Origin of the sequence: Micromonospora sp. D75 (assembly GCF_018070405.1) — a bacterium.
Classification (GTDB): Bacteria; Actinomycetota; Actinomycetes; order Mycobacteriales; family Micromonosporaceae; genus Micromonospora; species Micromonospora chalcea.
Genome location: NZ_JAGPXV010000095.1, coordinates 1 through 13,046 on the forward strand (window position 1 = coordinate 1; position 13,046 = coordinate 13,046).

Below are 13,046 nucleotides of genomic sequence, written 5' to 3' on the forward strand. Positions count from 1 at the left end.
CGACATTGGTCTCGGCCGACGAGTCCCGGGAACCCGAGTCCTCGCCCGGCTTGTCCGGAGGCGGCGCCATGCCGGGGGCGCGGGTGAACTTCGGGGCAGGCGCATCGGCGGGAACCGTGGCCCGGCCCACGGCCGCACGGCCGGTAGCTGGTGTGCCGCCCTGCGCAGCCTCCTCCTCGGCCGGATTGGCCGAGGTCCCCTTGTTCCCCGACTTCGCCTGTGTCTCCGTCATCAACTAGTCCTGTTCGTCAGGCTCGTCGGCATTGCGAGCAATCGCCACGATAGTCACGCCGTCCGGGAGGTCCATCAGCTTGACCCCCATTGTGTTCCGGTCACGCGTACGGCGTACAGGCTTCACCGGAGTCCGGATGACGCCGCCGTTGCTGGTGATGGCGAACAGCTCGTCCTCCGGATCGATCACTACCGCGCCGACCAGGCCACCGCGTCGCTCGGTGATCTTCGCGGTCAGCACGCCCTTACCTCCCCGGCCCTGCACCGGGTATTCCTCGATCGGGGTACGTTTCGCGTAACCCCCGTTCGTCGCGACCAGAACGTCCAGACCCTCTCGCACCACCTCGACCGCGAGCAACTCGTCCTCGCCGCTGAAGCGCATGCCGATCACACCGGACGTGGCCCGGCCCATCGGACGCAGCGCCTCGTCGGTGGCGTTGAAGCGGATCGCCTGGGCGTTCTTCGACACGAGCAGCAGGTCGTCCTCCGGAGCGGCCAGGACCGCACCGACCAGTTCGTCCTCATCGCGCAGGTTGATCGCGATGATGCCGCCGGAACGGTTGGAGTCGAACTCCTCGAGCCGCGTCTTCTTCACCAGGCCGTTCTTCGTGGCCAGTACCAGGTAGGGCGCCACCTGGTAGTTCGGGATTTCAATGATCTGCGCGATCTGCTCGTCGGGCTGGAACGCGAGCAGGTTGGCCACGTGCTGGCCCTTGGCCACCCTACTGGCCTCGGGAAGCTCGTACGCCTTCGCCCGGTAGACCCGACCCTTGTTCGTGAAGAACAGGATCCAGTCGTGGGTAGAGCATACGAAGAAGTGGCTGACGATGTCGTCCTGGCGGAGCGTCGCCCCGCTGACGCCCTTGCCGCCACGCCGCTGCGACCGGTAGAGGTCGACCTTCGTCCGCTTCGCGTACCCGGTGCGGGTGATCGTCACGACCACGTCCTCGCGGGCGATGAGGTCCTCCATCGAGACCTCGCCGTCGAACGGGACGATCTTCGTACGCCGGTCGTCGCCCCACTTCGCGACGATCTCGCCCAGTTCCTCCGAGACGATCCGCCGCTGCCGCTCCGGCTTGGCCAGGATGTCCTTGAGGTCGGCGATCTCCAGTTCGAGCTTCGCCAGGTCGTCCAGGATGCGCTGCCGCTCCAGGGCGGCCAGCCGGCGCAGCTGCATGTCCAGGATCGCGGTCGCCTGGACCTCGTCGATGTCCAGCAGCCGGATCAGGCCCTGCCGGGCGTCCTCCACCGTGGGCGAACGCCGGATCAGGGCGATCACCTCGTCCAGCGCGTCCAGCGCCTTGGACAGACCGCGCAGGATGTGCGCCCGCTCCTCGGCCTTGCGCAGCCGGAACGCGGTCCGCCGCCGGATCACCTCGATTTGGTGCTCGACGTAGTACCGGATGAACTGGGCCAGGTTGAGCGTGCGCGGCACGCCGTCGACGAGCGCCAGCATGTTGGCGCCGAACGTCTCCTGGAGCTGGGTGTGCTTGTAGAGGTTGTTCAGCACCACCTTGGCGACCGCGTCGCGCTTGAGCACGAGCACGATCCGCATGCCGGTACGCCCGGAGGACTCGTCGCGGATGTCGGCGATGCCGGCGAGCTTGCCCTCCTTGATCAGCTCGGCGATGCGCTCGGCGAGGTTGTCCGGGTTGACCTGGTACGGCAGCTCGCTGACCACGAGCGCCGGCCGGCCACGCTTGTCCTCCTCGACCTCGACCACGGCGCGCATCCGGATCGAGCCGCGCCCGGTCCGGTACGCGTCCTGGATGCCCGCCTGGCCGACGATCAGGCCGTGGGTCGGGAAGTCCGGGCCCTTGACGATCTCCAGCAGGGCTTCCAGCGTGGTGGCCTCGTCGGCCTCCGGGTGCTCCAGGCACCACTGCACCGCCGCGCCGATCTCGCGCAGGTTGTGCGGCGGGATCTTGGTGGCCATGCCGACCGCGATGCCCTCGGAGCCGTTGATCAGCAGGTTCGGGATCCGCGACGGCAGGATCGTGGGCTCCTTGGCCCGGCCGTCGTAGTTGTCCTGCAGGTCGACGGTGTCCTCGTCGATGTCCCGCAGCATCTCCATCGCCAGCGGGTCGAGCTTGCACTCGGTGTTGTGGCTGACGAAACCGTCGGAGACGAACGAGTGGTCCTCGGTGTCCACCCGGATGCTGTAGACCGGCCGCACACCGGCGTCGGTGATCTCGGTCACCTCGGCGTAGTAGAAGCGCCCGTCGACAAGCGGCTCGACCACGTCGAGGATGCCGGGCTCGGTGATCCGGGCCGCGATCTCGTCGCGGTCCCGCTCCCAGCGCTCGATCCGGTCCACGTTGTGCCGGCGCAGCCAGTCGCGTTCGGTCCAGCGGCTCGCGCCGTGCTCGCGGACGAAGTCCCCGACGAACGGCACGTGATCGCCGGAAAGCGCGGTGCTAGTCGCCGGCACCTGGGCCAGCTCGGATTCCAGCTTGGCCTGCTTGCGGCCGAGGAAGCCGACGTGAGCGGCGAAGATCCGGGCGTCCCTACGGTTGGTGACGACGACCTTGATCTCACCGCTGTCGTACCGGCACTGCCGGCTGACCACGCCGAACTCCAGCAGCAGCTGCTGCACCTCGCGGGCCAGCCGCTCGCTGCGGGTCGAGTACGAGACCTGGATCGTGTGGCGGGGCAGCAGCGACGACGAACCGTCGCCCTCGAACAGCGCCTGGAGGAAGGCCCGCTTGACCGCGGCCGGTCCGCGCCAGACGAACTCCGGCACGAACTTGCCGGCGCTCCGCGCGCCCACCATCTCGCCGAGCACGCTCGCCCGAAGCGCGGTGAGGTCCTGCACGTCGAGCTCGTGCAGCCTGCTGCCGGAGGCGATGACCCGCTCGGCGACGTACCGAGGGCCGCCGACCGCGAGGTCGTAGGCGGTGAGGACCCGGACGAAGAACTCCCGGTCCACGTTGTTGAAGCCCGCCCGATTCTCCGACACCCACCCCTCGGACACGAACGCGCCCGCGAGCACGGCCGCCTCGACGTGTTCCAGCATCGGGTAGCCGATCTCGTCCGGCACGGTGCGCTGCAGGACCACCCGGTCGCCCGGGGCGATCTCGGCGAGCAGCTTCCACAGCAGGGTCGGCACGCCGGCCACGTCCACCAGGCAGAGCACCGGGTGGTTGTGGGTGCCGGTCAGCTCGTACCCCTCACGGGTGCGCAGCCGCAGCGTCGGGTGCTCGCCGGAGTGGAAAAACTTGCTGGCGCGGACCAGGTCGCCGTTGCGGTCGCGGACCTTGAGGTCGACGTCGGTCTCGCTGCTCGCCGCAGCGTCCGGCACGACGTCGCCGATCCGGACGGAACCCTGGGCGGTACGGATGCGGGCATCGCCGACGAGGCAGTAGCGCATGGCGGCGGCCGGGTCGTTTCCGGGGGAGCCGAAGTTGCCGTTGCCGTCGACCAGCGGGTAGCGCAGCGACCAGGGCTGCGCCATCCGGACCAGCGCGTCGTAGATGGCGGAGTCGCCGTGCGGGTGGAACTGGCCCATCACGTCGCCGACGACGCGGGAGCACTTCACGTACCCGCGGTCCGGCCGGTAGCCGGAGTCGAACATGGCGTAGAGGATCTTGCGGTGGACCGGCTTGAGCCCGTCCCGGACGTCCGGCAGGGCCCGCCCGACGATGACGCTCATCGCGTAGTCGAGGTACGAGCGCTGCATCTCGACCTCGAGGCCGACCGGCTCGATCCGGTCGTGCTGGACGACCGCGGCCAGTGTCTCCGGGGTCTCCGGCTCGTTCGGGGTGGACTCGGGAGTATCGGTCACTGTTAACCCTTATCAGACTCTTCAGTCATGGTCTCGCTGTGGATAACGGCTGTGGAAAGCGTTCAGACTGTGGATAACTCTGTGGACTACCGGGCCGGCCGGTGGATCACCGGCCGGCCCGGCGCGTCCGTCAGATGTCCAGGAACCGCACGTCCTTGGCGTTGCGCTGGATGAACGACCGACGTGCCTCGACGTCCTCACCCATCAGGACGCTGAACAGCTCGTCCGCGGTTGCGGCGTCGTCGAGCGTGACCTGGCGCAGCGTGCGCGTCGCCGGGTTCATCGTGGTCTCCCACAGCTCGGGGTAGTTCATCTCACCGAGACCCTTGAACCGCTGGATGTCGTCCGGGCGGGCGTTGGGCTTCTTCTGCTGGCGCAGCGCGATCAGCCCGTCGCGTTCCCGGTCCGAGTACGCGTACTGGGCGTCGTCGCCCTTCTTGTTCCACTTGATCTTGTAGAGCGGCGGGGCGGCCAGGTAGACGTGCCCCAACTCCACCAGCGGTCGCATGAACCGGAACAGCAGCGTGAGCAGCAGCGTCTGGATGTGCTGGCCGTCGACGTCGGCGTCGGCCATCAGCACGATCTTGTGGTAGCGCAGCTTCTCGATGTCGAAGTCGTCGTGGATGCCGGTGCCCAGCGCGGTGATCAGCGCCTGCACCTCGTTGTTCTTCAGCACCCGGTCGATGCGGGCCTTCTCCACGTTGAGGATCTTGCCGCGGATCGGCAGGATCGCCTGCGTACGCGGGTCGCGGCCCTGCTTGGCCGAGCCGCCGGCCGAGTCGCCCTCGACGATGAAGACCTCGGACTCGCGCGGGTCGGTGGACTGGCAGTCGGCCAGCTTGCCGGGCATCGAGCCGGACTCCAGCAGCGACTTGCGCCGGGCGAGCTTGCGCGCCTGCTGGGCGGCGATGCGGGCCCGGGCCGCCTGGGACGCCTTCTGGATGATGATCTTCGCCTCGGCCGGGTTGCGGTCGAACCAGTCGACGAGCGACTCGTTGCAGACCCGCTGCACGAAGCCCTTGACCGGGGTGTTGCCCAGCTTGGTCTTGGTCTGGCCCTCGAACTGCGGGTCGGTGAGCTTGACCGAGATGATCGCGGCCAGGCCCTCGCGGATGTCCTCACCGGAGAGGCGCTCGTCGCCCTTGAGCAGCTTCTTGTCGGCGCCGTAGCGGTTGACGACGCTCGTCAACGCGGCCCGGAAGCCTTCCTCGTGGGTGCCGCCCTCGTGGGTGTTGATGTTGTTGGCGAACGTGTAGACCGACTCGCCGTACGACTCGTTCCACTGCATGGCGATCTCGACCGACATGCCGGTCTCCTCGGCGCCGAACTCGACCACCGTCTTGTGGATCGGGCTCTTGGAGGCGTTGAGGTGGCGGACGAAGTCGGCGATGCCGCCCTCGTAGTGGAAGGTGACCTCGCGGGTCTTGCCGTCCTCGTCCTCCGGCACCCGCTCGTCGAGCAGGTGGATGGTGAGGCCCCGGGTGAGGAAGGCCATCTCCTGGAGGCGTCGGTAGATGGTGTGGAAGTCGAAGTCGACGGTCTCGAAGACGTCGGGGTCGGGCCAGAAGGAGACGGCCGAACCGGTGCGGTCGGTCTCCTCGCCCTTCTCCAGCGGCGTCGGCTTGGAGTGGTCGTAGCGCTGGCGCCAGACGAAACCGTCCTTGTGGATCTCGACCGCCATCCGGGTGGACAGCGCGTTGACCACGGAGACGCCCACGCCGTGCAGGCCGCCGGAAACCGCGTACGCCTTGCCGTCGAACTTGCCGCCGGCGTGCAGCACGGTCAGCGCGACCTCGACACCCGGCTTCTTCAGCTTCGGGTGCAGGTCGACCGGGAAGCCACGGCCGTTGTCGGTCACCCGGACGCCGCCGTCGGCCAGCAGCACCACGTCGATGGTGTCGCAGTGCCCGGCCAGCGCCTCGTCCACCGCGTTGTCGACGACCTCCCACACCAGGTGGTGCAGACCGCGCTCGCCGGTGGACCCGATGTACATACCGGGGCGCTTCCGGACCGCTTCCAGGCCTTCGAGAACGGTGATGGACTCGGCACCGTACTTCTTGTTGTCCTCCGCTGCCACGCTCGGCCACTTTCTCGCACCGGCCGCGCGTGGGCGCGGGGGCGCGGGTTCGGCGGACAGGACGCGACGTCGGCGCGCACGGACCGCCCCTGGGATCACCAGGCACGGATCGTGTACGCCGGGCGCCACGGTTGCCCGCGGATCGCGATCGGCTCGGACCCGAGGCGGGACTATGATCGAGGGCCCGGAGGGCCCCTGCCCGTCGCTCCGTCTCGGGTCTTTCGTCTCGCTCCCAATCTTACTGTGCGGAGCCGACCAAACCGCCACTCGGCACCCTCTCCGAGGCGGCTGAGAATGCCGTAGCCGGACGAACCGCGCCTCCCGCGACTCCCCCTACACGCCAACGGGGCACCGCCGCGCCACCGGCCACCGTGAGCCGTGACGATCATCCGACCGGTGATCGGCTGCTGTCCCGACCGGGGGTCGCGGCCGGGTCCGGCGTGCCGTAGCTTTTGCGGCGCCGCCGTTGCGGTCTTGATCTTTCGCACCCGCAACCGGGACGATCGTCGAAGATGGTCCGAAAACGCTTGGTGAGAGGTGACGCCCGATGGGGCTGGACAACGTCGCGGTGCACTGGCCGCGGACCGGCCGCTTCTACGACCCGGTCGCGCCGGCCGAGTTCGTGGACTTCGGCGAGATCGTGGACGTCCCCCGGATCTCCGCGCCGACCGCCGCGCTCGCCGAGCTGATCGCCAAGACCGGCACGGTACGGGCGACCGCGTACACCGAACTGGTCGACCTGATCCTCGGGCTGGAAAATGTGCTCTACGCCACGGAGAACTCGGCCGAGGACGAGGACCCGGTGATCGACCCGGACGGCTGCTCATGGATCGCCGAGGGCCTGGAGAAGTTCGTCGCCCGGCACCGGCCGTACGGCGAGGCGGTCACGTTCGAGTCGGTGAGCGAGGTGCTGCGCGCGTTGCTGGGTGACGGGCGGCTCGCCGAGCAGCAGCTCCGCTGGCTGGACAGCCGGCTGGACCGGCTGCGCGACGACAGCGGCGACCCGCCGCAGTGGAACTTCACCTGCGCCGAGCTGAGCGTGCTGGCGGCCTTCTACCGGCGCTGCGCGGAGCGCGGCTTCGCGGTCTACGCCGACGCCTGACCGGGCGTCGCAGCGCCGGAAGAAGACGTGGCCCGGTTGGCGGCCGCGATCACCTCGGTCAGCGCCGTGTGCAGGTGCCGCAGGTCGGCCAGCGGCAGACCCAGGCGCTGCACGATGGCCGGCGGGATCCGCTCGGCCTGCGTCCGCAGCGCCTGCCCCTCGGCGGTGAGCGAGACGGCCAGGCTGCGCTCGTCGGCGGCGTCGCGTTCCCGCCGGATGTAGCCGGCCGCCTCCAGCCGCTTGAGCAGCGGTGACAGCGTGCCCGGGTCGAGCTGGAGCAGCCGGCTCAGATCCCGCCCGGACAGTGGCGCGTGCTGCCAGAGTGCCAGCATGACCAGGTACTGCGGGTGGGTGAGCCCCATCGGCTCCAGCAGCGGGCGGTAGACCGCGACGACGCTCCGGGCGGCGACCGACAGCGCGAAGCAGACCTGCTGCTCCAGCGCCAGGGGGTCCTCCTCGATCGGGTCGGTCACCTCGTCCTCCTCGTCGTCGTTGCGATCCTAGCAACGATTGGTGTACCAATGGTTTGCACACAAAACAGGGAGGGCGGCGGGATGAGCGACGACGAGCAGGTGGGCGACGCCTCCGGCAAGGGTGGCCGCCTGTTGGGCTGGGTGTTCCAGAACCTCGCCGGCCCCTCCCAGGTCCAGGGCGCGGTGCAGGGCGGCTCCCGGCTGGCCCGCGAAGCCTGGAAGCAGGACCTGGAACGCCGCAAGCAGTGGAGCCGCGAGCAGCGCGAACTCAAGCGCGCCCGGCGGGAGGCCCAGCGCTCGGGCGGCGACGGTCAGCCGTAGGTGTCGCGGGGCCCGCGCCCGCGTACCCGCCGGGGGCCGCGCGACCACGACGGCGCAGCCGGGCCGTGGATGTGCAGCTTGCGCACCACGTTGTGGCCGACCTCGCGGGCGATCTGCTGCAACAGCGAGCCCGCCAGCAGACGCAACTGCGTCGCCCACGCCGTCGAGCGCGCCTCCACCGTCAGCTCGCCGTCCTCCAGCTTCACCGGGCGGCTGTGCTGGGCGACCTCCGGGCCGACCACCTTCTCCCACGCGCCGAACACCGTCGCCTCGGCCGCCGGCTGCTGCCAGCCCCGCGCCTTGACCAGCTTGTCCAGCACCGCACCCAGCGGCTGCGGGTCGCGCGGGTCCGGCCCCGGGCCGGAGTAGCCGCGCAGCCGCTTCTCGCCGTCGCCGCGGACCGCGCCGCGCCGCCGGGGAGCCGCCGCCTGCCGCCGGGCCTTCGCCGCGTCGAGCACCGCCCGTGCCAGTTCCGGCCCGGTCGCGCCCTCCGGCAGGTTCGCGCCCGGCTCGCCGTCCGCGGGCTTTCCCGGGGTACGCGCGTCGCGTCCCGGCCCGAGCCGCGCGGGCGGTAGCTGCACCTCGTCGTCAGACACGTCGCACCGTCCCGTCGCCCACCGCGTACCGGGTGCCGCGCAGGGTCGCCGGCACGTCGTCGTCCACAGCGCAGGTGACGAGCAGCTGGCTCGCGCCGCCCACCAGCTCGGCCAGCCGGTCCCGCCGGCCGGTGTCCAGCTCGGCGAAGACGTCGTCGAGCACCAGCACCGGCTCGATCCCGTCGGCGCGCAGCAGGTCGTACCCGGCCAGCCGCAGCGCCAGCGCGTAGGACCACGACTCGCCGTGGCTCGCGTACCCCTTGGCGGGCAGCGGGCCGAGGGTGAGCGCCAGGTCGTCGCGGTGCGGGCCGACAAGCGTGGTGCCGCGCTCGATCTCGGCGGCGCGGTTCGCGGTCAGCGCGGCGGCCAGCGCCTCCGCCAGCGCCGCGCGGTCGGCGCCGGGTTCGGGCAGCTCGACCGAGGGCCGGTACGCGATGCCCGCCGCGCCGCGGCCGGCCGCCACCGCGTCGTACGCCTTCGCCACGTGCGGGGTGAGCGCGGCGACCAGTTCCAGGCGGCCGGCGAGCAGGTCCGCGCCGTGCTGGGCCAGATGCGCGTCCCACACGGCCAGCGTCGACAGGTCACCGCCGCGTGTGCCACCGGTCTTGCGAGCGAGGTACGAGGTACGCAGCAGCGCGTTGCGTTGCTTCACCACGCGCTCGTAGTCGGCGCGTACCCCGGCGAAGCGGGGCTGGCGGGTGACCAGCAGGTCGTCCAGGTAGCGGCGACGTTCCGAGGGGTCCCCGCGGACCAGTTCCAGGTCCTCCGGCGCGAACAGCACCAGGCGCAGCGCGCCGAGGACGTCCCGGGCGCGCCGGGCCGGGGACCGGCCGAGGCGGGCCCGGTTGGCCTTGCCCGGCACGATCTCCAGCTCGACAAGCAGTTCCCGGCCCTCGTGCACCACCGCGCAGCGGATCACCGCCGAGGTGGCGCCCATCCGGACCAGCGGGGCGTCCGTGGCGACCCGGTGCGAATCCAGGGTCGCCACGTAGCCGAGCGCCTCGACCAGGTTCGTCTTGCCGACGCCGTTGGCGCCGACGAGCACGTTCGGCCCCGGCTCCAGGTCCACGCCGACGCGCTCGTACGAGCGGAAGTCGACCAGTTCGAGCCGGCGGACGTACACAGGCTGTGGATACCGGTCAGCGCTTGTGGACGGCGTGGCCGCCGAACTGCTGGCGCAGCGCGGCGACGGCCTTCATGGCGGGCGAGTCGTCCTGCCGGGACGCGAACCGGGCGAACAGCGACGCGGTGATGACGTTGAGCGGCACGGCGAGCCGTACCGCCTCGTCCACGGTCCAACGGCCCTCGCCGGTGTCCTCCGTGTAGCCGCTCAGCTCGGCCAGCTCCGGGTCCTCGTCCAGCGCCCGGTCCAGCAGGTCGAGCAGCCAGGACCGGACCACGGTGCCCTCGCGCCACGACTTGAACACGCCGGGACCGTTCGTGACCAGCTCGGAGGCGGTCAGCAGCTCGTAGCCCTCGGCGTAGGCGTGCATCAGGCCGTACTCGATGCCGTTGTGCACCATCTTGGCGTAGTGGCCGGCGCCGACCGGGCCGGCGTGCACGAAGCCGAACTCGCCCTCGGGCTTGAGCGCCTCGAAGATCGGCATCAGGCGCTCGACGTGCTCCTGCGCGCCGCCGACCATCAGCCCGTACCCGTTCTGCCGGCCCCAGACGCCGCCGGAGACGCCGACGTCGATGTAGCCGATGCCCTGCTCGTTCAGCCGCTCGGCGCGCGGGGCGTCGTCGCTGAACCGGGAGTTGCCGCCGTCGATGATGATGTCGCCCTCGCCGAGCACCTCGGCGAGCTCGTCGATGGTGGCGTCGGTGACGCCGGCGGGAACCATGACCCAGACCGCGCGGGGCGACTGGAGCTTCTCGGCCAGCTCAGTCAGGCTCGCGGCGTCGCTGATCTCCGGGTTGTGGTCGAAGCCGACCACCTCGTGCCCGGCGGCGCGCAGCCGCTCCCGCATGTTGCCGCCCATCCGGCCGAGTCCTACCAGGCCGAGCTGCATCTGCTCCTACCTCCGTACGTCAGGGTCGTGCTGCCTGCGATCAGCGGGACACGCGGATCGGCATGATGAGGTACCGGTACCCCGGTATGACCTCGCCATCCTCGCCGGCCGGGGAAATGACCGCGGGCTTGAACGCGTCGACGAACCGGAGCAGGGCGTGCTGGGCGCCGAGGTTGGACAGGCCGTCGATGAGGTACTGCGGGTTGAAGCCGATGGTGAGCGGCTCACCGGTGAAGGTGGCCTCCATCGCCTCGCTGGCCCGGGCCTCCTCGGTGCCGCCCGCCTCCACCACGAGGCCGTCGGCGCTGAAGCTGAGCAGCACGGGGGTGGTGCGCTCGGCGACGAGAGCGACCCGCTTGACCACCTCGATGAGCGTGGCGACGGCGACGCGGGCCTCGGCGTTGTGGTCGGCCGGGAACAGCGAACGCACCGGCGGGTAGTTGGCGCCGTCGAGCAGGCGGCTGGTGGTCCGGCGGGTGCCACCGGAGAAGCCGATCATGCCTTCGCCGGCGCCGCCGGAGGAGAGCGCCATGGTGACGTGGCCGCCGAGCGGGCCGAGCGCCTTGGCGGTGTCGTGCAGCGTACGGGCCGGCACCAGCGCGTTGAGGCTGATCTCCGGGTCGTCCGGGTTCCACTCCATCTCGCGCAGCGCGAGGCGGTATCGGTCGGTCGCCAGCATGGCCATCGTGCCGCCGCTCAGCTCGAGGCGTACACCGGTCATCATCGGCAGCGTCTCGTCGCGGCCGGCGGCCACCGCAACCTGGGCCACGGCCGTGGCGAAGGCGGCGGCGTCGACGGTGCCCGCGCTCTCCGGCATCTCCGGCAGTGTCGGGTAGTCCTCCACCGGCATGGTGGGCAGCGTGAAGCGGGCGCTGCCGCAGACCAGCTCCAGGTGGGCGCCGACGGCGGCGATGTCCACCGGCTTGGCCGGCAGGGCCTTGGTGATCTCGGCGAGCAGGCGGCCGGAGACCAGGGCGGCGCCGTCCGCGTCACCCTGCACCTCGACCGTCACCTGGCTGGAGACCTCGTAGTCGAAGCCGGAGACCTGCAGGTTGCCGTCGGTGACGCGGAGCATCACCCCGGCCAGCACCGGTACGGAGGGCCGGTTGGGCAGGCTCTTGGCGGTCCACGCGACCGCCTCGGCGAGCGCGTCGCGCTCCACTCGGAACTTCATCAATGCCTCCGCGTCGACGTCAGCGACAACTCTCTCATGCCGACCGCTGCCACCCGTCCCGCCCGACCGTGCGGGTACCCATCGCACCTTAGGGCGCGCGGGCATCGGCTGTGCGCCCGACCCCGTGGATCCAGGTGCCCGGGGTGACTGCCGACGGCAGCGCTCCGGCCCGATCCACAGGAAGTCCAACGGTGATGATTGGTTTTTGTTGTTTAGAAGAGATAACTCATCGTCTTCATCGCACCTGTGCAAACTGTGGAGAACCACCGTCTGCGCAGGTCAGACACGTTATCCACCGGTGGTTTGGCTGTGGAGAACCGGGGGTAAAACTCGTGTCCGGGTCCACAGCCCCCGCCAGCCGCCGGGTTTTCCACGGCTGTCCACCGGTTGTCCACCGCTAATCCACCGGTTTTCTCCCCAGCGCTGTGGACAGCGCCGACAGCGTCGACCGCCTTAATCCCCAGAACCTTCAACAGCTCGCCCACAGGCGACCTGTCATCTGGGGACAACGTGATCGTCATCCCCAGGCGTCCACAGCCTCGTCCCCAGGAGTTGTCCACAGTCTGTGGGTAACCGGCCGGGTGCGGACGGTGGTTGTCCACTGCCTGTGACACAGGGGCTGTGGACAAGGGGTACGAGCTGTGGATGAACACAGCGCCGATCCTGGGCCCTCCACCGGGTCGAGGGTCAACGAACCCGTGCTGTCGGCTTGCCGTCAGCCGCCTGTCGGCGTCCGCTGGTCACCTTCATCACGTCAACAGGGCGTCGACACGAGCCTTCCTCGGCGCGCCGCCCCCGTCCCCGCCCGTCCTCCGGCTCCCGCCCCGCACGTGTCGACCATGAAGTTGGCGGCAGTTGGCGCCCGGTTTGTCGCCGTCAACCTCATGATCGACGCAAAGTTTCGATGGGGCTCGGGGCCCCGGTCGACTCGTGCGAGGCCAAGCCCCGGCTCCGCAGAGATCTTGGAAGGCGAGGGCCCCTGTAGCGGCCGTTTCCTTCCAAGATCTGCGGTCGGGGTCCGTGCAGACACTGGGCGAGGCGCTCGGGTCGGCGGACTCCTGCGCAGCAGCCCCGCCTTGTTGACCAAGGAGTTCGGGGCAGGAATGACGTGTCGTCCCGACACAAACTCCTTGATCACCGCCGGAGCCGCCGGACGGGCAGCGCGCGGGCGGCGTGGGAGAGATGGGGTCAGGTGTTCTGCTTGATGCGGTTGGTCAGCTCGGCGATCTGGTTGTAGAGCGAGCGCCGCTCCGCCATCTGCTGGCGGATCTTGCGG

Annotated in this window: 9 protein-coding genes and 1 pseudogene; 2 read left to right on the forward strand and 8 right to left on the reverse strand. The window is 70.1% G+C overall.

Going from position 1 to position 13,046, the window contains the following annotated elements; translation table 11 throughout:
• The 3 genes and pseudogenes from KBX39_RS08700 to gyrB all read right to left on the reverse strand — a co-directional run.
• Nucleotides 1–232, reverse strand: a pseudogene (locus KBX39_RS08700) (DUF3566 domain-containing protein); the annotation flags it as partial.
• Nucleotides 233–235: 3 nt separating this feature from the next.
• Nucleotides 236–4,015, reverse strand: coding sequence for an intein-containing DNA gyrase subunit A (gyrA, locus tag KBX39_RS08705; RefSeq protein ID WP_210869922.1), 3,780 nt, complete (start codon nt 4,013–4,015; stop codon nt 236–238).
• Between the two features lie 130 nt (nt 4,016–4,145).
• Nucleotides 4,146–6,092: a DNA topoisomerase (ATP-hydrolyzing) subunit B gene (gene gyrB, locus KBX39_RS08710; RefSeq protein ID WP_043327672.1), complete on the reverse strand. Its 1,947-nt coding sequence runs from the start codon at nt 6,090–6,092 to the stop codon at nt 4,146–4,148.
• A gap of 547 nt (nt 6,093–6,639) precedes the next feature.
• Between gyrB and KBX39_RS08715 the strand changes: the two genes are divergently transcribed.
• Nucleotides 6,640–7,194 (forward strand): hypothetical protein, encoded by a 555-nt coding sequence (locus KBX39_RS08715; RefSeq protein ID WP_210869924.1) that lies wholly within the window; start codon nt 6,640–6,642, stop codon nt 7,192–7,194.
• Here the strand turns inward: KBX39_RS08715 and KBX39_RS08720 are convergent.
• Nucleotides 7,179–7,667, reverse strand: coding sequence for a MarR family winged helix-turn-helix transcriptional regulator (locus tag KBX39_RS08720; RefSeq protein WP_043327674.1), 489 nt, complete (start codon nt 7,665–7,667; stop codon nt 7,179–7,181). The two genes, KBX39_RS08715 and KBX39_RS08720, sit on opposite strands and share 16 nt — an antisense overlap.
• 81 nt (nt 7,668–7,748) lie before the next feature.
• Between KBX39_RS08720 and KBX39_RS08725 the strand changes: the two genes are divergently transcribed.
• Complete coding sequence (locus tag KBX39_RS08725; protein ID WP_043327675.1) at nt 7,749–7,988, forward strand: hypothetical protein; 240 nt, start codon at nt 7,749–7,751, stop codon at nt 7,986–7,988.
• Here KBX39_RS08725 and KBX39_RS08730 read toward each other — a convergent pair.
• The 4 genes from KBX39_RS08730 to dnaN all read right to left on the reverse strand — a co-directional run bounded on the left by KBX39_RS08730 (nt 7,979) and on the right by dnaN (nt 11,770).
• A complete protein-coding gene (locus tag KBX39_RS08730) occupies nt 7,979–8,485 on the reverse strand; it encodes a DUF721 domain-containing protein (protein WP_205797621.1) in 507 nt (168 codons plus the stop codon). The genes KBX39_RS08725 and KBX39_RS08730 overlap by 10 nt on opposite strands.
• 91 nt (nt 8,486–8,576) lie before the next feature.
• A complete protein-coding gene (recF, locus tag KBX39_RS08735; RefSeq protein WP_043327677.1) occupies nt 8,577–9,707 on the reverse strand; it encodes a DNA replication/repair protein RecF in 1,131 nt (376 codons plus the stop codon).
• Between the two features lie 16 nt (nt 9,708–9,723).
• Nucleotides 9,724–10,596 carry a phosphogluconate dehydrogenase (NAD(+)-dependent, decarboxylating) gene (gene gnd, locus KBX39_RS08740; RefSeq protein WP_210869926.1) on the reverse strand — a complete coding sequence of 291 codons (873 nt, stop codon included), beginning with the start codon at nt 10,594–10,596 and terminating at the stop codon, nt 9,724–9,726.
• Nucleotides 10,597–10,636: 40 nt separating this feature from the next.
• Nucleotides 10,637–11,770, reverse strand: coding sequence for a DNA polymerase III subunit beta (gene dnaN / locus KBX39_RS08745; protein ID WP_043327678.1), 1,134 nt, complete (start codon nt 11,768–11,770; stop codon nt 10,637–10,639).
• Between the last annotated feature and the right edge of the window lie 1,276 nt (nt 11,771–13,046).

Coding starts and splice junctions, on each gene's coding strand:
- KBX39_RS08715 (WP_210869924.1), top strand. CDS start 6,640: ATGGGGCTGGACAACGTCGCGGTGCACTGGCCGCGGACCGGCCGCTTC.
- KBX39_RS08725 (WP_043327675.1), top strand. CDS start 7,749: ATGAGCGACGACGAGCAGGTGGGCGACGCCTCCGGCAAGGGTGGCCGC.
- gnd (WP_210869926.1), bottom strand. CDS start 10,596: ATGCAGCTCGGCCTGGTAGGACTCGGCCGGATGGGCGGCAACATGCGG.
- dnaN (WP_043327678.1), bottom strand. CDS start 11,770: ATGAAGTTCCGAGTGGAGCGCGACGCGCTCGCCGAGGCGGTCGCGTGG.